Annotated in this window: 26 protein-coding genes and 1 pseudogene; 16 read left to right on the top strand and 11 right to left on the bottom strand. The window is 66.7% G+C overall.

Annotated elements, in window-relative coordinates; all coding sequences use genetic code 11:
* Position 1: 1 nt before the first annotated feature.
* Entirely contained in the window at positions 2 to 481 is a 480-nt protein-coding gene (locus ABLE94_RS20465; protein ID WP_348807413.1) for a hypothetical protein, read from the top strand.
* Positions 478 to 897: a DUF2628 domain-containing protein gene (locus ABLE94_RS20460; RefSeq protein WP_348807414.1), complete on the top strand. Its 420-nt coding sequence runs from the start codon at positions 478 to 480 to the stop codon at positions 895 to 897. Before ABLE94_RS20465 ends, ABLE94_RS20460 begins: the two co-directional genes overlap by 4 nt.
* A 48-nt stretch (positions 898 to 945) precedes the next feature.
* On the opposite strand, the gene ABLE94_RS20455 is transcribed toward ABLE94_RS20460, so the two are convergent.
* Together ABLE94_RS20455 and ABLE94_RS20450 are read right to left on the bottom strand one after the other, a co-directional pair.
* Complete coding sequence (locus ABLE94_RS20455; RefSeq protein ID WP_348809705.1) at positions 946 to 1560, bottom strand: dihydrofolate reductase family protein; 615 nt, start codon at positions 1558 to 1560, stop codon at positions 946 to 948.
* A 6-nt stretch (positions 1561 to 1566) separates the two neighbouring features.
* Positions 1567 to 2463 (bottom strand): SDR family NAD(P)-dependent oxidoreductase, encoded by an 897-nt coding sequence (locus ABLE94_RS20450; RefSeq protein WP_348807417.1) that lies wholly within the window; start codon positions 2461 to 2463, stop codon positions 1567 to 1569.
* A gap of 24 nt (positions 2464 to 2487) precedes the next feature.
* On the opposite strand from ABLE94_RS20450, the gene ABLE94_RS20445 reads away from it, so the two are divergent.
* The 6 genes from ABLE94_RS20445 (at position 2488) to ABLE94_RS20420 (ending at position 6509) form a co-directional block, all read left to right on the top strand.
* A complete protein-coding gene (locus tag ABLE94_RS20445; RefSeq protein ID WP_348809704.1) occupies positions 2488 to 2904 on the top strand; it encodes a CoA-binding protein in 417 nt (138 codons plus the stop codon).
* 25 nt (positions 2905 to 2929) lie between these two features.
* Positions 2930 to 3643 (top strand): hypothetical protein, encoded by a 714-nt coding sequence (locus ABLE94_RS20440; protein WP_348809703.1) that lies wholly within the window; start codon positions 2930 to 2932, stop codon positions 3641 to 3643.
* Positions 3640 to 4107, top strand: coding sequence for a MarR family winged helix-turn-helix transcriptional regulator (locus tag ABLE94_RS20435; RefSeq protein WP_348809702.1), 468 nt, complete (start codon positions 3640 to 3642; stop codon positions 4105 to 4107). Before ABLE94_RS20440 ends, ABLE94_RS20435 begins: the two co-directional genes overlap by 4 nt.
* Positions 4108 to 4117: 10 nt before the next feature.
* Positions 4118 to 4606, top strand: coding sequence for a hypothetical protein (locus tag ABLE94_RS20430; RefSeq protein WP_348809701.1), 489 nt, complete (start codon positions 4118 to 4120; stop codon positions 4604 to 4606).
* Between the two features lie 65 nt (positions 4607 to 4671).
* On the top strand, positions 4672 to 5736 hold the full coding sequence (locus tag ABLE94_RS20425; RefSeq protein WP_348809700.1) for a type IV toxin-antitoxin system AbiEi family antitoxin: 1065 nt from the start codon (positions 4672 to 4674) through the stop codon (positions 5734 to 5736).
* A complete protein-coding gene (locus ABLE94_RS20420) occupies positions 5691 to 6509 on the top strand; it encodes a hypothetical protein (protein WP_348809699.1) in 819 nt (272 codons plus the stop codon). Before ABLE94_RS20425 ends, ABLE94_RS20420 begins: the two co-directional genes overlap by 46 nt.
* 7 nt (positions 6510 to 6516) lie before the next feature.
* Here ABLE94_RS20420 and ABLE94_RS20415 read toward each other — a convergent pair whose 3' ends face one another.
* Together ABLE94_RS20415 and ABLE94_RS20410 are read right to left on the bottom strand one after the other, a co-directional pair.
* Positions 6517 to 7056, bottom strand: coding sequence for a DUF1697 domain-containing protein (locus tag ABLE94_RS20415; RefSeq protein ID WP_348809698.1), 540 nt, complete (start codon positions 7054 to 7056; stop codon positions 6517 to 6519).
* A gap of 16 nt (positions 7057 to 7072) precedes the next feature.
* Positions 7073 to 8212: a citrate/2-methylcitrate synthase gene (locus tag ABLE94_RS20410; protein ID WP_348809697.1), complete on the bottom strand. Its 1140-nt coding sequence runs from the start codon at positions 8210 to 8212 to the stop codon at positions 7073 to 7075.
* Between the two features lie 55 nt (positions 8213 to 8267).
* On the opposite strand from ABLE94_RS20410, the gene ABLE94_RS20405 reads away from it, so the two are divergent.
* Positions 8268 to 9524, top strand: coding sequence for a citrate synthase (locus ABLE94_RS20405; protein ID WP_348809696.1), 1257 nt, complete (start codon positions 8268 to 8270; stop codon positions 9522 to 9524).
* Here the strand turns inward: ABLE94_RS20405 and ABLE94_RS20400 are convergent.
* Entirely contained in the window at positions 9483 to 10250 is a 768-nt protein-coding gene (locus tag ABLE94_RS20400) for a methyltransferase domain-containing protein (protein WP_348809695.1), read from the bottom strand. The genes ABLE94_RS20405 and ABLE94_RS20400 overlap by 42 nt on opposite strands.
* Positions 10251 to 10286: 36 nt before the next feature.
* On the opposite strand from ABLE94_RS20400, the gene rnhA reads away from it, so the two are divergent.
* From rnhA to ABLE94_RS20375, 5 genes and pseudogenes are all read left to right on the top strand, one after another.
* Positions 10287 to 10778: a ribonuclease HI gene (gene rnhA / locus ABLE94_RS20395; RefSeq protein WP_348809694.1), complete on the top strand. Its 492-nt coding sequence runs from the start codon at positions 10287 to 10289 to the stop codon at positions 10776 to 10778.
* The gene (locus ABLE94_RS20390) at positions 10775 to 11686 is read left to right on the top strand and encodes a D-isomer specific 2-hydroxyacid dehydrogenase family protein (RefSeq protein ID WP_348809693.1); all 912 of its coding nucleotides are present in this window, start codon (positions 10775 to 10777) and stop codon (positions 11684 to 11686) included. Before rnhA ends, ABLE94_RS20390 begins: the two co-directional genes overlap by 4 nt.
* A gap of 57 nt (positions 11687 to 11743) precedes the next feature.
* Positions 11744 to 12211: a MerR family transcriptional regulator gene (locus tag ABLE94_RS20385; RefSeq protein WP_348806545.1), complete on the top strand. Its 468-nt coding sequence runs from the start codon at positions 11744 to 11746 to the stop codon at positions 12209 to 12211.
* Positions 12208 to 13196: pseudogene (locus ABLE94_RS20380) on the top strand (aldo/keto reductase). Before ABLE94_RS20385 ends, ABLE94_RS20380 begins: the two are co-directional and overlap by 4 nt.
* A gap of 75 nt (positions 13197 to 13271) precedes the next feature.
* On the top strand, positions 13272 to 14078 hold the full coding sequence (locus ABLE94_RS20375; protein ID WP_348809692.1) for an SDR family oxidoreductase: 807 nt from the start codon (positions 13272 to 13274) through the stop codon (positions 14076 to 14078).
* 27 nt (positions 14079 to 14105) lie between these two features.
* Here ABLE94_RS20375 and ABLE94_RS20370 read toward each other — a convergent pair whose 3' ends face one another.
* The gene (locus ABLE94_RS20370) at positions 14106 to 14675 is read right to left on the bottom strand and encodes a YdeI/OmpD-associated family protein (protein WP_348809691.1); all 570 of its coding nucleotides are present in this window, start codon (positions 14673 to 14675) and stop codon (positions 14106 to 14108) included.
* A gap of 45 nt (positions 14676 to 14720) precedes the next feature.
* On the opposite strand from ABLE94_RS20370, the gene ABLE94_RS20365 reads away from it, so the two are divergent.
* Together ABLE94_RS20365 and ABLE94_RS20360 are read left to right on the top strand one after the other, a co-directional pair.
* Complete coding sequence (locus ABLE94_RS20365) at positions 14721 to 15398, top strand: hypothetical protein (RefSeq protein ID WP_348809690.1); 678 nt, start codon at positions 14721 to 14723, stop codon at positions 15396 to 15398.
* Positions 15399 to 15515: 117 nt separating this feature from the next.
* Positions 15516 to 16466 (top strand): hypothetical protein, encoded by a 951-nt coding sequence (locus ABLE94_RS20360; RefSeq protein WP_348809689.1) that lies wholly within the window; start codon positions 15516 to 15518, stop codon positions 16464 to 16466.
* A gap of 79 nt (positions 16467 to 16545) precedes the next feature.
* Here the strand turns inward: ABLE94_RS20360 and ABLE94_RS20355 are convergent, their stop codons facing one another.
* The 5 genes from ABLE94_RS20355 to ABLE94_RS20335 form a co-directional block, all read right to left on the bottom strand.
* On the bottom strand, positions 16546 to 18504 hold the full coding sequence (locus ABLE94_RS20355) for an ABC transporter ATP-binding protein (protein ID WP_425476255.1): 1959 nt from the start codon (positions 18502 to 18504) through the stop codon (positions 16546 to 16548).
* Positions 18501 to 20234, bottom strand: a complete 1734-nt coding sequence (locus ABLE94_RS20350) for an ABC transporter ATP-binding protein (RefSeq protein ID WP_348806539.1) — start codon at positions 20232 to 20234, stop codon at positions 18501 to 18503. The genes ABLE94_RS20355 and ABLE94_RS20350 overlap by 4 nt, the downstream gene beginning before the upstream one ends.
* Positions 20235 to 20323: 89 nt before the next feature.
* Positions 20324 to 21607: an acetyl-CoA hydrolase/transferase family protein gene (locus tag ABLE94_RS20345; protein ID WP_348806538.1), complete on the bottom strand. Its 1284-nt coding sequence runs from the start codon at positions 21605 to 21607 to the stop codon at positions 20324 to 20326.
* A 14-nt stretch (positions 21608 to 21621) separates the two neighbouring features.
* Positions 21622 to 22419, bottom strand: a complete 798-nt coding sequence (locus tag ABLE94_RS20340) for a family 1 encapsulin nanocompartment shell protein (protein WP_348809688.1) — start codon at positions 22417 to 22419, stop codon at positions 21622 to 21624.
* A gap of 61 nt (positions 22420 to 22480) precedes the next feature.
* Positions 22481 to 23530, bottom strand: coding sequence for a Dyp-type peroxidase (locus ABLE94_RS20335; protein ID WP_348806536.1), 1050 nt, complete (start codon positions 23528 to 23530; stop codon positions 22481 to 22483).
* Positions 23531 to 23544 lie beyond the last annotated feature (14 nt).

Below are 23544 nucleotides of genomic sequence, written 5' to 3'. Positions count from 1 at the left end.
CGTGCCGAATCGCTCACTGACGTCGCTTGCCTCCTGGGAACCGATCATCCGTTCTCTGCGTGACGCCCGCGCCGACATCGCGTCGACCGACACCGTTGCGGTCACAGGTCATCTCAGCCGCTCGATGTCCGGGACGTGCGTGTTCCAGGAGCCCGGATTCGCGTCCGTCCGCTTCGAGTCCGGACTGTTGGATCCCTCGTCCGGCAGCGTCACCGGGATGACGCAGACGCTGGGCCGGTTACCGGCCCTCGAATACCTCAAGGTGCCGTATGCGACGTGGCTTGACCTCGTCGCCGCCGACGCGGTGCCGCCGTCGCTGATCGCCTGCGAAATCGCCGATGCACCAGGTGATCTGGTTCCTTGGATGGCGCTGACCAACAGCTTGCTGCTGGGGCGCGGACTCGATCCGGTCGAGGTGACGCGGGTCAGTGACAGCGGAGTCGACACGTTCATTCCCACCATCGCGGATACGAGGCCATGACCGACACCGGATTTCCACGCTCGCAATCTGTCCCATCGCACTGGGAGAGCCGATTCGCGTTCTACGATGCCCATGGCAACCCGGCTGATCCCGCCGGACGCGCAGCGTTTCGGGCGCTACCATTCGGGCGACGAATGCGGTTGGCGTTCAACGTCTTGGCCTTTCTGTTCGGCCCGATCTACTTCGCGGTCAAGGGGATGTGGCGCAAGGGGCTCACTCTCGTCGCCATCGGCGTGGCGGTCGGGGTTGTCATGGAAGTGGGCGGTTTGCCACCGTCGCTGAGTACGCCGGTCGCCGCCGCGATGGGAGCGCTCGCCGGCTCCACCGCGAACTACGCCTACTACCTGCACGTCCGTGCGAAGTCGCGCTCCTGGAACCCCTTCGAGGGGATGAGCGGGACGAAACGCACTCAGTGACACGGTCCCCGCGCCGCCGCGGAGGTGGCGTGCTGGTCCGCGCGGTCGTCACCGTGGTTCGGGCTCGACCACCGCTGTTCTGCGCTCGTACTCGTTGATGAGCACCCCGGACTCGTAGGCGCGACTGCGGGTGAGGTCGAAGCCACGCACACCGGACAGTGCGTCGGTGAGCATCGGAGTGCCGGCGAACAGCGGGATGCCCGCGCCGAGCAGGATCGGATTCACCTTGAGGATCAGCCGGTCGATGTCGTCGATGAGCGAGGCCGCCAACACGCCACCACCGCACAACCAGATACCCTGGCCCTCTTCACTTTTGAGTCGGCCGACGACATCCGAGGGCGACTCGGCGGTCACCGTCACGTCGTCGGGGACCGCACGATCCGACCGTGAGAAGACGAACTGCCGCAGATGCGGGTACGGGCTGGACAGGCCGACATCCGCGCCCACGGCATAGGTGGCGCTACCCATCAGGACGGTGTCGAACACCGTTGTCGGAGGCGTGATGCTGAGCGCGTCGAGAGCCGGTTTCGGTAGCGCGTCGGCGAAGTCGGACAGGATGGTCGCCATGTGATCGCCCTCGGCGTCGAAGGCGTCAAAGTTGCCGTCGGTGTCGGCGATGAATCCGTCGAGACTGACTGCAACGTAATAGATCAGTGGACGCATGGTGACCTACTGTACGGAAAGCGTGGTCCCCGTGGCCTTCTCGGCCGTATCCCACAACCGGCCCGCGAGCCCGAAGTCGCAGGCGGTGCGCGACCTGCCGAACAGCACCGGCGCACCGCGTAGTGCGCCGAACCCGTCGACGCCGACGTAGCTGCCGGTGGCGATCGGTTCGGTCAGGCAGTACAGCGTCGTCGCCGCGCCGGCGTCGACGTCGTTCGCCAGTAGTCGCGCACCGCCCTGCACGATCCGATGCGCGATACCGAGGTGCGGCTTGTTGGAGATGTTGGACGCCACCCAGCCGGGAGTGGTGAGCATGGTCTCGATGGGTGAGCCCGCCGACCGCAATCGGCGGTCGAGTTCGAGGCCCCACAACATCACCGCGAGCTTGGACCGCGCATACGCGCGCGGGGGACTCCACTGTGCCGCAGACAGATTCAGATCATCGGGGTCGATCCGGGCGACCTTGTGGGCGTCGGAGGCCACGCACACGATCCGTCGACGGATCTGGGGCGCAAGCAGATTGGTGAGGGCGAAGGGCCCGAGGAAGTTGGTGCCGATGGTTCGCTCGTGGCCGTCGACGGTCTCGCCGCGACCGGTCGGGAACATGCCGGCGTTGTTGATCAGGAAGTCGATCGGCCCGTCGATGGCCTCGGCGCACGCACGCACCGACGACAGGTCGGCCAGATCGAGCGGTACCACCGCACAGTCGCCGCCGAACTCGTCGGCCCGCGCCCGACCCAACTCGACGTCCCGGGCGGGTATCACCACCGACACGCCGGCCCGCGCGAGTGCTCGTGCGGTGGCCATGCCGAGTCCGTTCGTCGCTCCGGTGACCACCGCGCGGGTCCCGGCGAGGGCGGCCAGGTCCAGCTCGGCGAACGGTTCGGTCGTGGTGCGCCTCATGAAACCGACCATAGACTCGTCGTCATGAGCACAGACGAGATCGTCGAGAAGATCCTGAACACCTACGACACCATCACCGTCGTCGGCGCCAGCGCGAATCCGCACAAGCCCGCCAACGAGGTTCCCGCCCTCATGCAGGCCAAAGGCTGGCGCATCATCCCGGTGAATCCGACGGCCACCGAGATCGTCGGCGAACAGGTGTATCCGACCCTCGCCGAAGTGCCCGAGCAGGTCGGGTTCGTCGACGTCTTCCGTCCGTCGGCCGACGCCCCGGAGATCGCCCGGCAGGCCGTCGCCGCCGGGGCGGGCGCATTGTGGCTGCAACTGGGCATCACCTCGCCGGAGGCACGCCAGATCGCCGAGGACGCGGGCCTGCTCTACGTCGAAGACCGCTGCCTCAAGATCGAACAGGCCCGCACCGGGATCATCGCCGGCGCCTGAGCGCACCGATCAGGAGGTCGCCGAGGTGGACTCGTTCTGGAATGAGCCGAAGGTGCCGTTGGCGTTGCTGTTCGTCGCGTTTCTGGTGACCTTCCTGATCACCCGCACCATCACGCGGTTGATCCGGGCCGGTAAGGGTCCGTTCCGCAACAACATTCAGGGCGGCGTGCACATCCATCACGCGGTCCCGGGTCTGATCCTGCTGCTGATCGGTGCGGTGACGTCGGTCGCGGTGGCCGGGCATGCACCGGGATCGCTGATCGCGGCGGTCCTCATCGGTGTCGGCGCCAGCCTCGTCCTCTACGAGTTCGCGCTGATCCTGCACCTCACCGACGTGTACTGGACCAAGGAGGGACAGCTGTCGGTGCAGGTGGTGAGCCTGACCGTCGCACTCCTCGGCCTGCTCGCGCTGGGTATCGATCCGTTCACCGAGGACGATCTCTCCGCGGTCGGGCACCTCGGCCTCCTCGTCGTGCTGCCCGTCCACATCGCATGCGTGCTGGTGTGCGTGGCGAAGGGTAAGTACTCGACCGCCGCGGTGGCCGCCTTCATCCCGCCGGTGGGATGGATCGGGGCGGTACGCCTCGCCCGGCCGGGTTCGCGGTGGGCGCGCCGTCACTACTCCGACGCCAAGAAGCAGCGCGCCCGCGACCGGGCGAGCGCGTTCGACGCCCGCTTCGGTCGCTGGGGCCTCGACGTGGAGGACCTGGTGGCGGGCAAGCCTACGATGGGAGAATGACCGAACCGGACAATCCGCTGCTGCTGGAACGGCAGGTGTGTTTCGCCCTGGCCGTGGCCAACCGTTCGGTGCTGCGGATCTACCGGCGACTTCTCGATCCACTCGGACTCACCCACCCGCAATACCTGGTGATGCTGGCTCTGTGGGAGTCCGCCCCGCGCGGCGTCAAGGAGATCGGCGCGGTCCTGCAACTGGATTCGGCGACGCTCTCACCGCTGCTCAAACGGCTCGAGGCGAATGGACTGATCGAGCGGCGTCGGCGCGACAATGACGAACGCAACGTCGACATCGACCTCACCGACGCCGGGCGCGCCCTGCGTACGAAGGCCCTTGACATCCCGCCGGCCGTCGTCGACGCGCTCGGCGTCGACATCGCCGACCTCGAAGAACTCCACGGCGTCCTGACCCGGGTGAATGCCGCCGCCGTGCGCGCCGAACGGCCCGCGGCCCGGGCCGAGGGATAGGGTCGAGGTCATGTCGCCCGTCGCGATCATCGTCATCGTCGTCATTGTTGCCGTCGCGTTGTTCACTCTCGGTGGAGCGATCTGGTTCGCCTGGGATTCCGACAAACGCATCCGCGCGTTCGCCCGGTCCACCGATCTGATCCCCGGCAAACCGAGTCGTGCGCCCAAGGAGTGGACGACGGATACGAGCCCGGAGGCGTTGCTGCACCGGCGGGTGCGCTACGCGATCGCCGATGTGCACCAGAATCCGGCCATCCCGCACGACGACGAGACCGTTGCGGTGCGAGATCGGCTCGACGACAAGGTTTTCGATCTCGACGATCAGCTCATCGCGGCCGCCTCGTCGAGTGGCGACGAGAAGACCGAACGACTCGAGGAACTCGAGACCGCCGTCAAGGCGCTCGAAGAGCTGCCCCGGCAGTTGTGGGAAGCGCCGTTCGCCCAGCAGCGTGACGATATGAATGCCGTCATCGGGGCGATTGATCGGGTGGTGTACTGAACCACCTCGGGCGTTCAGTTTTGTCGAGTGTTCAGTTTCTGTGAACACTGCGCTATTCTGAACGCATGTCGGATGTGATCCCCGCTGCACTGCTGACATCGGTGCGACATTGGCTGGAGATGTATGGGGTGCAGCTGACCTCGTCGGCACTGGGAGATCTGGCAGAGAACGAGAGCAGGACGATCAAATTCACGATCGTCGGCGGTGAGAAAATGGCCGTCGAAGGACGCTATCTAAGTGAATTCTCCATGGCGGGATTGGGGGAGATCGGTCGGATGTCCGAGGGGCAACGACAGGCCGGGACCCAGGTCTTGGTGATCGCGCCGTACATACACCCGCGGAGTGCCGAAACCCTTCGCTCCCTGAATATCTGGTTCGCCGACGGCGCCGGGAACGCGTACTTGCGCGCACCTGGTCTGGTTGTCGACGTCCGAGGTCGCAGCCGGCCCACGAAGCTGCTGGACCAGATCTCGGTATCCAGATCACGGTCATCAACCTTGTTCACCCGCAAGCGGTCTCAGGTGGTTGCAGTGATCCTCGCTGATCCAAGGTTGGTGGATGCGCCGCTGCGCGTGCTCTCGGAGTGTTCGGGTACTTCGGTCGGGTTGGTCAAGAACCTGATGGATGATCTGGTCGATACCGCCTTCGTCGAGGTATGGGGTGAGCATCGCAGGCCAGGCAACCTCGTTGCGCTCCTCGATTCTTGGGCCGTGTCTTATGCGAACCAGGTCGACACGATTTTCGACGGCGAGGGCACGGTGAATCCTGTTGTGCCCAAGGGCACCCGACTGTTCCTCAGTGGAGAGCGCGCTGTTCCGGAGCTGATCCACCACGCTCCAACACTCACCGCCTACGTCAACAGCAGCCCAACGCAACCGATACCGGTAGACCTCATCCGAGAAAACCGTTGGAGGAGAAGCGCAACGCCGAATGTTCACCTCCGCAGATGGTTCTGGAATGGCATTGAGGGGATGCACACGGGAGCCGACGGATTCGCCGTCGCGCCGACACCGATCGTCTACGCCGATCTCCTGGGCTCCAATGAGGAGCGGCAACGCGAGGCCGCAGAAGGGGTGAGGCGGGGATGGATCAAGGCGATCGAGCCTACCGTGGCGAGCATGCGGACATAGCCAGGGTGGTTGCCGAGATCGCCGACGTCATCGATCCGGCGCAGATCATGCTGGTGGGTGCGCGTTGTCGAGACATCCTCCATGCGCGGCTTGCCGATGGTGCCCGGTTTCGTGCAACCAACGACACAGATCTTGCCGTGGCCATCCCTGACTGGTCAGTTTTCGAGGAACTTCACGCTCGTTTTGGATCCACGGAACCTGCGTGGCAGAGAATGATGATTGCAGGGATACCCACCGACGTTGTGCCTTTCGGCGCACTTGAAGAGCCTCGTGGGACGATCTCGCGCGAGATCGGCAGGATCGAGTTGAATGTCCACGGCTTTGCCGACGTCTTCGACGCTGCAGACGTCTTGGCGCTCAACGATGCTCTTCGCATTCGAATACCCACCCTCCCTGGATACGCCGTGTTGAAAGCTCATGCCTGGCTCGATCGGCTGGAGAAGTACGAATACAAGGATGCGCAGGACCTCGCGCTGTGCATTCACTGGACCTCGCTCCGGTCCGACGACCTGTGGGGCGACGCGTTTTGGGCCCTCGAACGGGAAGACTTTGATCTCCATCGAGGCGCAGCGGCACTGCTTGCCGCGGAGATGCTGGCGCTCTTGAGTGTCGAAGAGGCGGCGGTGCTGCGAGATCGGATGGGGTCGATGAATGTGGAACTGCTTGCGCAGCAGTGTGTTCTTGCTGCGCCAGGCTGGCCGACCTCTGCAGACGCACGTCGAGCGGTGGTGGCTGCGCTCGTTCGTGGAGTCACTGATGTTCCTCAGTGCTGATCGGAGATCACGTCGTGCCTTCCGCGATCTCGATCAGTGTCCGCACCGTCTTCAGGTTGCGTCCGGTGCCCGCGACGCCGAGCCCGCGCGCGATCTTCGGTGAGCTGAGCGTGCTCTTGCCGACGCCGCCGGCGTAGTAGATGTGCAGATCGGCGCCGATCACGGCGAGTTGATCGTCGCCGAAATCCGTGTCGAGGAAGGCTTTCGTCTTGTCCGGATCGGGGATTCCGGTGAGGAAGTAGAGGTGGGCGAACTTCTCGTCGTCCGCCTCGAAGGGGAAGGCCGCCACCGCATTCCGCAACTCGTCGACCGACCGCACGATGACCTCGCGGGAGAACCCGTGGCGCGCTTCGATCAGTTCCTCGAGGGCGCTCGCGAATGCCGCCGGTGACTGTGGTGGGGCGCAGATCAGGTTGCCCGACGCGATATGCGTACGGACTGCGGTGGCACCGAGTTCGGTTGCCTCGGAACGAAGGTCGGCCATCGGCAACGTCGCGCCACCGACGTTGATCGCGCGGATCAGGAAGATGTGCGGGAGCGAGGCCATGCCTCAGTGTGGCACGTCACGGCCGCTGCACGTCGGGACTCGGGCCCACATAGCGCGCCGCGGGCCGAATGATCTTGCGGCTCTGCGCCTGCTCGAGGATGTTCGCGCACCAGCCGACCATCCGGCTCACCGCGAACGTCGGCGTGAACATCGATCGGGGAACGCCACAACATTCCATCACGACGCCGGCGTAGAACTCCACATTGGCATACCGCGGCTGCTCCGGATGTGCCTGCGCGAGGACGTCGGTGATGGCCTCCTCGGCCGCCACGGCCCGTTCGACCAGTGGTCCACCGAACCCGAGTGCGATGTCGCGCAACATCATCGAACGAGGATCGGCGGTGCGGTAGACGGCATGCCCGAATCCCATGATGCGACGGTGTGCGGCCACCTGCTCCGCCGCCCAGGTACGCGCATCCCCGTGGGCGGCGATCTCGTCGAGGGCATCGAGGGCCCGATCCGGGGCCCCGCCGTGCAGCGGGCCGGAGAAGGCGCCCAACGCGCCGCAGACCGCGCCGAAGACGTCGGCTCCGGTCGACGCGATCACCCGGGCGGTGAATGTCGACGCGTTGAACCCGTGATCCATCGTGGCGATCAGGTAGTGCTCGATGGCTCGCGCCTCCTGCGCCGTCGGTTCCCGGCCGGAGATCAGATACAGCCAGTTGGCGGCCACACCGAGGTCCGCGCGAGGTTCCAGGGGACTCTCACCGGCGCGGATGCGGTGCAGGGCGGCCAGAATCGTCGGGGTGAGAGCGGTTGCGCGCAGGGCGTCGTCGACGCGTTGCCGCGGGTCGGCATCCCAGAGTGGGCGGGCCCCGGTCGCGGGTCCGGTGGCCGAGAGGACGGTTCGCAGGCCGGCGAGGGATTCGCGCTCACCGCCCAGCAGCGCCGCCGTGCGCAGGATGCCGGCGAGCTCGTCCGGAAGCGTGCGCAGGGCGGTTGTGCGCGTGATGAACTCGGCCAACGCGGCGGCGTCGGGGAGATGGCCGTGGACGAACAGGTACCAGACCTCCTCGAAGCTGCGGGTGCGTGCCAACTCGATCGCCGAGTACTGGCGGTAGTGGAAGAAGCCCTCGGCGCCGCGGACGTCACCGATCTCGGTGTCGGCGACGATCACGTTCTGCAATCCGGGTGGGGCGATGAGTTGTTCGGTCATACCCACGACGATGAACCGTATTGAGCGGTCCGGTCAATGTTGATTCAATCAACATGTGACCCGCACCCACACCCGCCGCTATCCGACGCCCATCCACCACGACGGGCGGGACTATCTGACCACCGAGCAGGTGGCAAAGATGCTGGGGGTCAAGGTGTCCACCGTCTACGCGTATGTCAGCCGTGGGCGTCTGAGCAGCCGGCGCATCGACGGCCACGACGGCAGCATGTTTCCGGTCGACGAGGTCGACGGGCTCCTCGACCGCACCCGCCATCGTCCGCCGACCGGGGTCGCCGAACGCATCCGCACCCAGCTCACCTTCCTGAGCGGGGATCGGCTCTACTATCGTGGCCACGACGTCGTCGAGCTGTCCCGTACCGCCTCCTTCGAGGATGTCGCCGCGCTGCTGTGGGATCGGCCGTGGACCGTGCCGTCGTCGTCGGCAGACCAGCGGGCCATCGGGGCCGCGGTGCGACGTGTCGCCGGTGTCCGGGCGCGCGGTGTGGACCGAATCCGACTGACGGTCGACCTGGCCGGGGCGCGAGATCCGTTGCGCCATCAGATCGATCCCGAAGCGGTGACCACCAAGGCCGCGTCCGCGATCGCCGCTGCCGTTGAAGCACTGGCTGACGGACCATCGGAAGGGGCTGTCGCGCAACGGCTCTGGCCGCGGCTCACCGATGAACCCGCCACCCGGCGGACGGTGGCGCTGGTGAATGCCGCGCTGGTTCTGCTCGCCGATCACGACCTCTCGGCCGGTGCGGTCGCCGCACGCGTCGCCGCGAGTGCCCGGGGCAGCGTCTACGCGGTGATCGGCGCCGGACTCGGCGCCTTCGACGGTCCGAGTCACGGTGGCGCAACGACATTGGCCTACCGGTTCCTCGTGGGTGCGCTCGACGACCCGACCGCCGCCCTCGCCGATGCACTGCACACCGGAACCCCGATCCCCGGGACCGGTCACGTGATCTATCGGCACTGCGATCCTCGGGCCGAGGAGATCATCGACAGGCTGGGTGCCATGGGCGGGGGAGACCGGCGGGTGATGCCCGCGGTGCGGACCATCGTCGATAACCTCGGTCCGGGACAGTTCGTCAACTCCGATTTCGCGTTGGCGGCCATCGCATTGCGGTACCGGATGAGTCCGGATGCCGCCGAGACGATCTTCGCGCTCGCCCGGATGGTCGGGTGGACCGCACACGCTCTCGAGGAGTACCGGGAGCCGCGGCTGCGCTTCCGTCCGGAAGGTGTCTACACCGGTATCCGGCCCGGATCAGGGCCGGGTGGCCACGGCGAAGGTGCGCCGGAACGGTAGCGGGGTGCCCCACGAGTGGGTTGGATATGCCTCGCGCAGGCGAACTTTCACCTCGTCGGTGAACGGCGCGACGAGATCGTCGGGCAGCGCCTGCAGATAGGGCCGGGCACCGGTACCCGAGATCCAGTCGAACACCGGGTCCGCACCGGGCAGCACGTGGAGGTAGGTGGTCTCCCAGGCGTCGACGAGATAGCCGCGGTCGGCAAAGAACTCCAGGTAGAGCGCCGGGTCCGTGGTCGGCAGACGACGCGCGTGAGTGAGGTGTTCGGCGAAGGGCTCCTGCTGCGCCACCTCGGCGAGCGTCACATGCGTCGGCGAGTCGGCGTTGTTGGGGACCTGCACGGCGAAGGTGCCGCCCGGCGCGACGAACTGCAGCAGACGGGCGATCACCTCGAGCTGATTGGGAACCCACTGGAACATCGCATTCGACACGAACAGATCGACCGGCCCGTTCGGCTGCCACGTGGTCACGTCGACCGCGTCGTAGTTGGCGAAGGCATCGAAGTTGGACCGGATCGCCTCGTCGATCATCTCCGCCGACGAATCGATGCCGAGGATCCGTGCCTGCGGCCAGCGGGCCCGCAGATACCGGGTGAGGTGTCCGGGGCCGCAGCCGAGGTCGACGATCGAGGCGGGTGCGCCGGGCACCTGGGCGATCAGGTCGAGAAACGGCCGGGTGCGAGAGTCGGCGAACTGGAGGTAACGATCGGGGTCCCAGACGGGCATGGTTTCACCCTAGCCCCGCTGGGTAACCTCTGAGGAATGGCGAGCGACCCGCAGGACACCGCACCCGACCCGGCAACCGACGATTCCGTGGTGGAGATCTCGACCGACGGCGCCTGCCTCGGCAACCCCGGACCCGGCGGCTGGGGCGCGGTGCTGCGGTACAAGGGCACCGAGAAGAAGATCTCCGGCTCCGCCCCGGACACCACCAACAACAAGATGGAGCTCCAGGCGGCGATCGAGGGGCTCGCGGCGCTCACCCGGCCGTCGACGGTGATCCTGTACACCGACTCCAGCTACGTCCGCAACGGCATCATGAAGTGGGTCGCCGGGTGGCAGCGCAACGGCTGGAAGACCGCCGACAAGAAGCCTGTCAAGAATTCCGATCTGTGGAAGCGGCTCATCGAGGAGGAGAAGCGCCATCAGGTGACGTGGCGTTGGGTGAAGGGCCACAACGGCGATCACTACAACGAGATCGCCGACCGTCTGGCCACCTCGGCGGCCCGCGAGATCGCCGGAGTTCGGTCGTGAGTGACCTTGCGGTAGCCGTCGAGCCGGTCCGCGACGAGCATGTGGTGGCCGCCGTCGAATCCACCGGCGCGCGGGTCGTCGACCTCGCCGACGCCCGGGTGCTCGTCTGGCTCGGCGACCCCACCGGATTTCCCGATCTACCCGACACCATCGAATGGGTGGCGCTCAAGACCGCGGGAATCGAAGGGTTCGTCGACGCGGGAGTACTCGATGAGAAACGGATCTGGACCAACGCGTCCGGCTTCTACGCCGAGAACGTGGCCGAACATGCTCTGGCACTGTTGCTGACCGGGCTGCGGCAGATCCACACCTCGATCCGCGACGGCTGGGACAAGGACCGCATCGACACCGCCGTGCGCACACTGCGCGGAGCGACGGTCGCGATCATCGGCGCCGGCGGCATCGGCGCGTCGCTGATGCCGCGCCTGAAGGCTTGCGGCGCACAGGTTCTCGCGGTCAACCGGTCAGGCCGCCCGGTCGAGGGGGCCGATACCACGTTGCCGTCGTCGCGGATGGAGGAGGTATGGACCTCCACCGATCACGTCATCCTCGCGGCACCGTCAACGCCGGAGACCCATCACCTGATCAATGCGCGCAGCCTCGCCGCATTGCCCGGCCATGCGTGGGTGGTCAACGTCGCGCGCGGCCCGCTGATCGACCAGCAGGCGCTGTACTGGGCGCTGCGCGGCAACGAAATCGCCGGTGCCGCACTTGATGTCACCGACCCCGAACCGCCGGCGGACGACGACCCGCTGTGGTCGCTGCCCAATTGCATCATCACCCCGCACATCGCCAACCCGGCGTCGGGACTGACCCGCGAACTCGCACCGTGGGTGGCGCGCAACATCGGACGCTTCGCCGCCGGTGAGGAACTCATCTCGGTGGTGCCGGTGGGGCGGGATTACTGAGGTCTCACCGAAGCGGGTCTTGCCTTTGAGTGCGCTCGAAGGCCTAGCGTGATCCTCATGAGTACCGACCACCTGATGCGCAAGGCGCTCGCGGCCCTGCGGGAGCTCGACGGACCGATGTCGGTCGAGGTGATCCACGAACTCGTCGACGCCGGCGAGATCACCGAACCGCTGACCGTCGCCGAGGCCGCCGATCTGCTCGACGTCTCGCCCCATACGTTGCGCTACTACGAACGCATCGGCCTGGTGGCCGTCGGGCGTGACGGTGTGGGCAACCGGCTCTACGACGATGCGGCCATTCGCCGGTTGATCTTCCTGACGCGAATGCGGTTGTCCGGCATGGCTATCCGGGACCTGCAACACTACGTCGCCCTCGTCGACCAGGGCGAGAGCACCGTCGACGAACGCCTCGAGATGCTGCTCGAACATCGTGACACCATCCGCCGCCAGATCGCCGAACTCACGCTGTCGCTGGCGGCCACCGAATACAAGATCGCCACCTACGGAGGACGGACCCAACCATGACCACGCCACGTACCACCACTCGCCGCATCGGCTCACTCGAGGTCTCGCCCATCGGATTGGGTTGTATGGGAATGAGTTTCGCCTACGGCCCGGCCGATCGGGACGAATCGATCGCGACCCTGCGCCACGCCCTCGACGCGGGTGTCAACCTGCTCGACACCGCCGACATGTATGGCCGCGGCGACAATGAACGCCTGCTGTCGCAGGTGCTCGCCGAGCGTCGCGACGAGGTCGTCCTCGCCACCAAGTTCGGCATCCTGGTCGACGAGGACACCGGCTATCCCACCGGCGACGTCGACGGATCGCCCGACTACGTCCGCCGCGCCGTCGACGCGTCGCTCGGCCGTCTCGGGGTCGACGTCATCGACCTCTACTACGTGCATCGCATCGATCCCGCCCGGCCCATCGAAGAAACCATCGGGGCGATGGCCGAGCTCGTGACCGCGGGCAAGATCCGCGAGATCGGGCTCAGCGAGGCCGACGCCGAGACGATCCGTCGTGCCGCGGCGGTTCATCCGATAGCTGCGCTGCAGTCGGAGTGGTCGCTGTTCAGCCGCGACGTCGAGGAATCCGACGTCCCCGCCGCCCGGGAGGCCGGCGCCGCCATCGTGCCCTACAGCCCACTCGGACGCGGCATGCTGACCGGATCGGCGGCCGCGGCAGCGCCGGGCGACGGCGATTTCCGATCCACCCTGCCGCGGTGGCAGGCCGACAATCTCGAGCACAATCTGGCTCTGGTCGCCGAGATTCGTGCGGTGGCCGCCGAGGTCGGCGCCACCGCCGGGCAGGTCGCACTGGCGTGGCTGCTGGCACAGGGTGACGACGTGGTGCCGATCCCGGGACCAAACGCCGCACGTATCTCGACGAGAACATGGGTGCGACCTCGGTGGACTTGTCCGATGAGCAACTCGTTCGGCTCGCCGCACTACGCCCGGCCGGTGATCGCTACCCGGACATGGCGTGGGTGGCCGGACGATCGGCGTGACGCGCCGCCGGCCGCACCGGATCAGAACCACGAATCTCTAGAACATGTTCTAGTTTGTGTGGCAGGCTCGGGAGTGTGATCCTCGACCGCTTCCTCCTCACCGACACCGTCGCCATCGTCACCGGCGCGGGCCGCGGCCTCGGGGCCGCGATCGCCATCGGATTCGCCGAGGCCGGCGCCGATGTGCTGATCGCGGCACGCACCGAGGACGAGTTGCGGAAGGTGGCCGACGAGGTCGCCGCACGCGGTCGCCGTGCGCACGTCGTCGTCGCCGATCTTGCCGATCCCGACACGGTGGCTGGTCTCGCCCAGACCGCCGTCGACGAGTTCGGCCGCCTCGACAGCGTCGTCAACAATGTCGGCGGTGCCATGCCGCGGCCGTTGCTCGACACCAAGGCGCACCACATGACCGATGCCTTCACGTTCAACGTGACGACGGCGCACGCACTGACCACCGCGGCGGTACCGCATCTGCTGGCCACGGCCGACGGTCCGGGGAGCAGCGCCGGATCGATCATCAACGTCACCTCGGCGGTCGGGCGTGTTCCCGGTCGCGCGTATGCGGCGTACGGCACCGCCAAGGCGGCGCTGGCCCACTACACGCGCCTGGCGGCGATGGATCTCAATCCCCGCATCCGCGTCAATGCCATTGCGCCCGGGGCCATCTTGACCTCCGCACTGGAGATCGTCGCCGGCGACGACACGATGCGCACCGCCGTCGAGTCCGCGACGCCGCTGCACCGACTGGGCGCCCCGGAGGACGTCGCCGCCGCCGCGGTGTACCTCGCCTCACCGGCCGGGGAGTACGTGACCGGCAAGATCCTCGAGATCGACGGCGGCATCATCACGCCGAACCTGGATCTGCCGATACCGGATCTGTAGTCGGCGCGCGCGGGTCAGACGCGCGGGTCAAGGGCGCTGATTGCGCGCGGCCTTCTCCACGATGAGGGCGATCCGGCGCGTCTTGGTGTCCGGTTTGCGGGCCATCGCGATCTGGGTCAGCGCCAGTTTGCGCGCGCTCGGCGGGAAGGCGTCCCAGTGGGCCCGGGCGTCGGGCACGGCGTCGAGTGCCGCGGTGAGTTCCGGATGCTCGATGCCGGCCTCCGCGTCGTCGAGCAACGACCACAGGCCGCGCGCCTTGGCATCGTCGATGACGGCCCGTCCCGGCGGTCGTATCCGGCCGGCGTCGAGCAGTTCGGCCACCCGCCTCTTGTTCGACGCGGCCCACGCGGAGTTGCGTCCGCGCCGGGTGAACCACATGCCGCGGCGGTGATCGTCGATCGTGCGGGTGTGGCCGTCGATCCATCCCCAGCACAACGCCTCGCGGACCGATTCGTCGTAATCGAGTGGTTCGCGGCCGGAGTCCTTGCGCCAGAACACCAACCAGACACCGGCCGACGAGGAGTGGTTCGCCGACAGCCAGGTGCCCCACTCCTCGATGGATGCGACGAGCAGGGTGGGGGCGTCGGGATCGGCCACGTGCTCACGCTAACGCCGAATCGACGGCGTCGGTACCCTGGTCGGGTGGACCAATTCCTCCACTACGCGACGGACTACTGGTGGCTGATCTTCCCGGTCGGCGGCGTCGTCGGGGGCTGGGCCGGTCACATCGCGCGGTACAACGAGAAGCGCCGCAAGGACAAGATCGAACTCGCCCGGATCAAGGCCACCGCGACGACCGAACAGATGCGGATCACCCAGGCCGACAAGGCCCAGGTGATCAAGGTGACCCGCCGCCACGACGAGATCAACGAGAAGTGGTTCCAGTACGAACTCGACCTGGCCACCCTCATCGAATACCCGATGCTCATCGACATGCGGGAACCGCTGACCCTGGCGTTCCATCAGGCCAAGGTGCGCGCCGACGACCTGCGTCCGGCGCCGGGGGAGACCCTCGATCCGCAGACCTTCGCCGACTACCGCGACGCCGTGCAGGTGTACGCGGCGTCCTTCGACGCCGCCGAACGCGAGGCTCGTCGTCGTAAGCAGTCCGACTTCTCACCCATCGAGCGCGAAACCCTCGACCGCGCCCGCAAACTCATCGCCGTGGCCGCCGACGCCGCAGCCACCCCGGCCGAACGTCAGGCCGCCTACCGCAAGGCCCGCACCGAACTCGACGGCCTCATCGACGTTCCGCAACCGGCGGCCGAGCAACTCGAGCGGGGCATCGCCGGGGAATTGGAGCGCGGCCGCGAGTCGTGAGGTGGGAGTTGCGCGCGGGACTCCCACCTGCACGGAATGCATTGTGTGTTTCTGGGAGTTCAGCATGCATGTGGATTCGGATGGCACCGAAACGCCGCGGCGTGCGTCCAATCCTGCATGACACTCTCACCGGCGCCTTACCGCATCACTTTCCCGACCGACCCGCACGGCATCGTGTATCGAAAGACCGCACGCGAGCACGGAATCACCGACAATCAGCTCGCACGTGCGGTGGACCAGGGCCACCTTCGGCGGATCTGGCCGGGCGCGTTCCTCCCGTCCTCGACGGTCCTCGAGCACGAGGCGCTGCACCGGGTCCGCACCATCGCGGCCATGACGTGCAGCACCACCGATCATGTGGCGAGTCATACGTCGGCGGCGGTGTTGCACGGACTGTCCATGCTGATGCCAGATCTGGGTCGCGTGCATCAGCGCACCGGAACGGCCACCGGCGGCCGGGTCGATTCCTACCGGCATCTGCACAGCGGGGTGCTCGACGAGTCCGACGTCGTCCTCGTCGACGGATTCCCGACGACGTCACTGGAGCTGACCGCCATCGATCTTGCCTGTGGGGTAGGCGAATTCGCGCGAGCGTTGGCGGTGTTCGACTCGGCCCTGCGGTTGGGTGCCGACGCCGAGGCGATGGCCGAATCGTTGGAGCGACGACGAACCGGGGTGGGTCTCGCGCGCTTTGCGCTCGGGCATGCGAACGGACTGTCGGAGAATCCGGGCGAATCCTGGGGCCGCGGGCAGATGATCGTCGAACACCTGCCGCTTCCGATCCTCCAACGTGTCTACCTCGACGAGCGCGGTGAGTTCGTGGCCCGCTGCGACTACGACTGGGAGGGCAAACTCGTCGGCGAGTTCGACGGGAAGGTCAAGTACCAGAAGCTGCTCAAGCCGGGTGAGGACGTGACCGCCGTGGTCGTCAGGGAAAAGCGCCGGGAGGATGCCGTGCGCCGGTTGGGGCCGATGGTGGAACGCTGGGTGTGGACCGATCTCGTCCGCAACGTCATGATCCCGCGGTTGACGCACAACCTGCAGACCGTCGGCATCCTGAAGAAGTGAGATGCGCGCGCAACTCCCACCTGCACGGAATGCATGGTGTGCACATGGGAGTTGAGCATGCAGGTGCCGGAGCCGGCCGCTATTCCGTGTCCAACGCCCCCGCGAACTGGCTGCGGTAGAGCCGGCAATACGCGCCCTGTGCCGCCAGCAGTTCCTCGTGATTGCCCTGTTCGACGATGTGCCCGTCCTCCATCACGATGATGGTGTCGGCGTCGCGGATCGTCGACAGACGGTGCGCGATCACGAAACTCGTCCGGTCGGCCCGCAGGTTCGCCATCGCCTGCTGGATGAGCAGTTCGGTGCGGGTGTCCACCGAACTGGTGGCTTCGTCGAGGATCAGGATGGTCGGCCGCGCCAGGAAGGCCCGGGCGATCGTGATGAGTTGTCGCTCACCGGCACTCACGCCGCCACCCTCGTCGTCGAGGACGGTGTCGTAGCCGTCGGGCAGGATGCGGACGAAGTGGTCGACGTGACTGGTCATCGCGGCCTCGAGGACCTGCTCGCGGGAGGCGGTCGGGTCGCCGTAGGCGATGTTGTCGTAGATGGTGCCGCCGAACAGCCACGAATCCTGCAGCACCATGCCGGTGCGTTCGCGCAGGTCGTCGCGGGTCATGTCGCGGGTCTCCACACCGTCGAGGCGGATGGTGCCGGAATCGACGTCGTAGAACCGCATGATCAGGTTGACCAGCGTGGTCTTGCCCGCACCGGTCGGCCCGACGATGGCCACCATGTGCCCGGGTCGTGCCACCAGAGACAGATCCTCGATCAGCGGCTTGTCCTCGACGTAGCGGAAGGAGACGTCGTCGAACTCGATGCGGCCCTTGTCCTCTGCCGGTGTCGCGGGCTGCTTGGGGTCCGGTGTCTGTTCGTCGGCGTCGAGGATCTCGAAGATCCGCTCGGCCGAGGCCACCCCGCTCTGCATCAGGTTGATCATCGACCCGATCTGGGTGAGCGGCTGGGTGAACTGCCGCGAGTACTGGATGAACGCCTGCACCTCACCGAGACTCAGGTTGCCCGACGCCACCCGCAGACCGCCGACGACGGCGATCGCCACGTAGTTGAGGTTGCCCAGGAACATGATCGTCGGCATCACCATGCCGGAGATGAACTGAGCCCGCCAACTCGACTGGTAGAGCTTCTCGTTGCGTTCGTCGAAGACCGCTTCCACCTCGGCCTGGCGGCCGAACACCTTGACCAACTCGGCGCCGGTGAACGCCTCCTCGATCTGCGCGTTCAGCTTTCCGGTGGACGACCACTGGGCGATGAAGTGCGGCTTGGATTGTCGGGCGATGATCGCGGTGGCCGCCACCGCGAGGGGCACGGTGATCACCGCGATCGACGCCATCAGCGGCGAGATCCAGATCATCACCACGAGCAGCGCGATCACCGTCAGTATCGAGTTGAGGAACTGCGAGATGGTCTGTTGCAGACTCTGCGAGAGATTGTCGAGGTCGTTGGTGACGCGGCTGAGCAGATCACCGCGCGGGCTGGTGTCGTAGTAGCGCAACGGAAGTCGGTGCACCTTGTCCTCGACGTCGGCGCGTAACTGCCGGATCGTGGCCACCACGACGGTGTTCAGCAGATACGCCGCGACCCAGGACAGGAACGACGACGCGACATAGCAGACGAGGACGATCAGCAGCGTCTGTCCGACGGCGGTGAAATCGACGCCGACGCCGGGCGTCACATCCATCGACGAGATCATGTCGGCGACGGTGTCCTGCCCCCGCTCGCGCAGCCCGTCGATGGCCTGCGCCTTGGTGATCCCCTCGGGGAGTGCCTTGCCGATGACACCGTCGAAGATCAGGTTGGTGGCGTGACCGAGGATGCGCGGTGCGATGGCGAGCAGGATCACCGACCCGACGATCGCGGTCAGCACCGTCACCATCCGCAACGGGTAGGCCATCAGCAGCCGCACCAGACGCTTCATCGACGGGCCGAACGAATGCGCCTTCTGCAGAACGGGTCCGGCCATCATCGGGCCGCGTCCCGGGCCGGGAGCGGCCGTGGGTCCCGAGCCGGGTCCGGGGCGGGTCATGCCGGTTCTCCGATCGACAGCTGCGAGTTCGCGATCTCCGCGTACGTCTCACACGAGGTCAGCAGTTCGTCGTGACGACCGAGCCCGACGACGTGACCGCGATCCAGGACAACGATCTGATCGGCGTCGACGATCGTCGAGATACGTTGGGCGACAATGATCACCGCAGCATCCGCGGTGGCCGGACGCAGTGCCGCACGCAGTTTCGCGTCGGTGGTGAGGTCGAGTGCGGAGAACGAGTCGTCGAACAGGTACACCGCCGGCCGGCGGATGAGGGCCCGCGCGATCGCCAACCGCTGCCGCTGCCCGCCGGATACGGTGGTGCCGCCCTGCGCGATCGCGGTGTCGAGCCCGTCGGGCATGGCCGCGACGAACTCCTCGGCCTGCGCGATCCGCAACGCCGCCCAGATCTCCTCCTCGGTCGCGTCGGGTTTGCCGTGCCGCACGTTGGAGGCGACCGTCCCGGAGAAGAGGTACGGCCGCTGCGGCACGAAACCGATGACCGACCGCAACTCGTCGGGGTCGAGGTCGCGGACGTCGGTGCCGCCGACGCGGACCGCGCCGTCGGTGACGTCGATGAGCCGGGGCACGAGTGCCATCAGGGTGGTCTTGCCCGAGCCGGTGGACCCGACGATGGCGGTGGTGGTGCCGGCGGACACGGCGAAACCGATGTCGCTCAACACGTTCTCGTCGGCACCCGGGTAGCGGAACTCGGCGCCGACGAACTCCACCGACGACGGCGCCGCCGCGAAACCGGTCGCCTCGGCGGGTGGGCGGACCGATGTCTCGGTGTCGAGGACCTCGCAGATGCGTTCGGCGCAGACGGCCGCGCGCGGCGCCATCATCGCCAGGAACGACGCCATCATCACCGACATCATGATCTGCATGGCGTAGCTCATCATCGCGGTCAGGGCGCCGATCTCGGTGCCGCCGTCGACGACGGCGTGCCCGCCGAACCAGATGATCGCCACGATCGTCACATTGGTGATCACCATGACCACCGGGAACATCAACGCCATCATCCGGCCGACCCGCAGGGTGGCGTCGCTGAGCGAGTCATTGGCCACGCCGAAGCGCTGCGTCTCATACCGTTCCCGGACGAAGGCGCGGACCACGCGGATACCGGTGATCTGTTCCCGCAGTACGCGATTGACGGTGTCCAGACGTTCCTGCATGGCGCGGAACCCGGGGATCATCCGCGCGATGATCAGCGCCATCGTGACACCCAGGATCGGCACCGCGATGAGCAGCACCCACGAGAGGCCCGGCGCCACATAGACACCCATCACGATGCCGCCGATGCACATGATCGGGGCCATCACCAGGATGGCGGTGCTCATCACGATCAGCAGTTGCACCTGCTGGACGTCGTTGGTGGTGCGGGTGATCAGCGACGGTGCGCCGAAGGTGCCGATCTCGCGTGCGGAGAACGTGTTGACGCGGTGCAGCAGGTCGTGGCGGATGTCGCGACCGGCGCCGAGGGCGGCGCGGGCACCGTAGTACTGGGCGATGAGCGTGCAGATGATCTGCGCGAACGCGACGGCCAGCATCACCCCGCCGATGCGCAGGATGTAGTCGGTGTCGCCGCGTGAGACACCGTTGTCGATGATGTCGGCGTTGAGGGTCGGCAGGAACAGCATCGCTGCGGTCGCGATGAGTTGCAGCACGATCACCGCGACGATGTTGACCGGGTACCGCGCCAGGTATGTCCGGATCAGTCGCGTCAGCATGGGCAGGTCACCTCACGACGCTAGCAACAGGCCCACCATCTCGGCGAATGGTTTGCCGGGCACTCGTCAGAGCACTCGTCAGAGGCCGCTCAGAGCAACCCGAGTTCACGCGCCGACTTGGTGAGCTGATCGCGGTGTTCGGGGGCGGCGATGGCGATCAGGGCCGCGGCGCGCTGCCGCAGTGACCGGCCGCGCAACTCCGCGATCCCGTACTCGGTGACCACGTTGTCGATGGTGTTCTTGTGGGTGGTCACCACGCTGCCGGGACTCAACTGCGCCGAGATCCGGCTCTTACCCTTCGACGTGGTGGCCCGGGTGACGAGGAATCCCTGTCCGCCCTCGGAGTACTGCGCGCCGCGGGCGAAGTCCACCTGACCGCCCGACCCCGACCAGTAGCGGCCGCCGATCGTCTCGCTGGCCGCCTGCCCCATCAGATCCACCTCGGTGGTCGCGTTGATGGAGACCACATTGGGTTCGTCGCCGATGAGCCGCGGATCGTTGGTCTGATCCACCGGCAGCAGCGCGATGCCGGGGTTGTGGTCGATCCAGTCGTAGAGCTCCCGGGTGCCGAGACAGAAGGTGGCCACATGCTTGGCCCGGTGGTGTCGCTTGCGGGCTCCGGTGACCGCGCCGGACTGCACCAGACGCATCACGCCGTCGGTCAGCACCTCGGTGTGAATGCCCAGATCGCGGTGGCCCGACAACAGCTCGGCGATCTTCTCGGGCACGTTGCCGATACCGAACTGCATGCACGCGCCGTCCGGGATCCGGTCCACGATGTTCTCGGCGATGGCATGATCGCGCGGGTCGTCGCCGGCCGAATGTGCCTCGAAGAGAGGGCGATCCACCGCCGTCCACCCCACGATCTGGCTGATGTGGATGTGGTTCTCGCCGTAGGTGTGCGGCATCTGCTCGTTGGCCTCGAGGAAGAACGGCATCTCACCGATCAGCGCCGCGCAGTACTCGGCGTTGGTGCCCAACGAGAAGTAGCCGTGCTCGTCGGGCATGCTCGCGCTGGTGATCACCAGCTTGGGGCCGGTGAGCGCGCGCATCAGTGTCGGGGTTTCGGAGAAGTGGCTGGCCACCAGGTCGCAGGTGCCGTTCCAGAACGCCTGCCGGGTGGCCGGCGCCAGAAAGTAGTCGACGTGGCGCAGTCGATCGCCGAACTCGCCGCGGATGTAGGCGCGTTCCTCGATCGCACTCATCCGGTGCACCCGGACCCCGGTGAGTTGCTCGTTCCCCGCCTCGATCGCATCGAGCAGGGCGGTCGGTTCGGCCGCGTAGAGCGGGGCGATGAGGTTGGCGCCCGGCGGGATGTGTTCGAGAACCCGCTCGGGCTCCACCGGCATGGCCACGGCTGAGGTGGGGGACATGCGTCGAGTGTGACTCAGGCGTTCGTGAGTGCGACGGCGGCCTCGCCGGTGTAGGTGAGGTAGGTGAACGACTCCTGGAAGTACAGGTTGACGGTGTCGGCGTCGTGCGAGTCGTATCCGATGGACACGTCCTGGCCGATCGTCAGCTCGAAGTCGCCGCCCCGGGTGGACACCACGAAGGCGCCGGAAATGGCCGGGGCCCAGACGATTTCGCCGTCGATTAGCCGTTTGATGTGCTGGCTGATCGGGTAGCCGTGATTGGAGGTCTCGTTGATCAGGTTGTAGACGTCGGCCGACACCGCGATCGAGTAGGGGCCGTCGATCGACGCGAGCTTCAGTGTGGAGAGTGCCTGGCTGAACGCCTCCGGGTAGTCCCGCACATCCTCGGGCAGTGCGATCGGGGTGGCGGTGGCCGACCGGATGCCGCTGATCCCGGCGGCGTCGTACCCCTCGAAGATGGCGCGGTCCTCGGCGAGGGCGAGCTGCCGGGCCGCCTCGACCACCGGATCCCAATCGGAATCCTCGGCACCGCGGTCGACGTCGTCGATGGCCTCGCGGGTCACCGTGAACGGCACCTTGAGTTCCACCAGCGGCTGCACGTGGCGCTGGAACGCCAGGATGCCGTCGGCGGGCGAATCGATCTTGGAGCGGTGGCCGCGCGTCACCGACGACGCCTCGAGTCCCAGGGGGCCCTTCACGTCGACGATTCGCCGTCCGGCGATGTTGCGCTTGAACGACCGCGTCGCCTCCTCTTCGATGGCCGCCCACGCCGAATCGGAGATGGGGGCGAGTTCGCGATGCAGGTTGTTCATGGTGACTCTCCTGGTTGTCGGATCGGGATGTGGTGGATGTGCCGGTTCAGCGCAACGTGATTCAGCGCAGGGAGCCGATGCCGAGCGAACCGTCGGCTGGGCGGGAGGCGCTCGGCGGGGTGGGTTCAGGGGTTCCGGCGGTGTCGGCGGGGTGGTCGTCCTCGTCGGCGGTCTCGGCCAGTGGCGCGGCGGGCAGGTCGTCGAGGAAATCGGTTGTCGGAGTGAAGAATTGCGATCCGGTGACCGCGGTGGTGAAGTCCAGCAGGCGGTCGTAGTTGCCCGGCGGATCACCGATGAACATCTTGCGCAGCATCTCCTCGGTCACGTCGGGGCCCGCGGAGTAGGCGATGTAGTAGGTGCCCGCCTCGCCCGCACCCGACACGTCCCCGTACGGCATGTTGTCGCGGACGATGTCGATCTCCTCGCCGTCGGCGTTCTCCACGACGTTGAGCGCGATGTGCGAGTTGCTCGGCTTGACGTCGTCCGACATCTCGATGTTGTCCGACTTGGTGCGGCCGATCGCGTCTTCCTGATCGGCCACCGAAAGCGCATTCCACGCGGCGAAGTCGGTGACATACCGCTGGATGGCCACATAACTGCCGCCGGCGAAACCGGGGTCCTCGTCGCCGACGGTGATCGCGTCGATCGCGGCCTGCCCGACGGGATTCTCTGTACCGTCGACGAATCCGATGAGATCGCGCAGATCGAAGTACCGGAAGCCGTGCACCTCGTCGACGACTGTCACCGCGTCACCGAGCGCCGTCATCGCCAGCCGGCCCAACTCGTAACACAGGTCCATCTGATCGGCCTTGATGTGCAGCAGCAGGTCCGCGGGTGTCGCCGGTGCGGTGTGCACCTCGCCCTCGTAGACGACGAAGGGGCGCAGTGAGCGTGGCCGCGGGCCGGCGAAGAGTCGGTCCCACGCGTCGGACCCGATCGAGACGATCCCGGCGAGTGCCTGTTCGGGCGCCCGCGACGACACCGAGTTGATCCGCGAGCCGAGTTCGCCGAGGAAATCCCGGACCGTGCTCTCGCCGCCCTCGTTGATCGTCATGACGAGGAACAAGGCTTGTTTGGTCTTGCGGGTCAGGATCGTCTGCGGCACAGGCACGTAATTCAGCCTAT

The organism is Gordonia sp. VNK1 (assembly GCF_040049135.1).
GTDB lineage: Bacteria > Actinomycetota > Actinomycetes > Mycobacteriales > Mycobacteriaceae > Gordonia > Gordonia oleivorans.
This window is presented reverse-complemented; position numbering and strand designations above follow the sequence as displayed.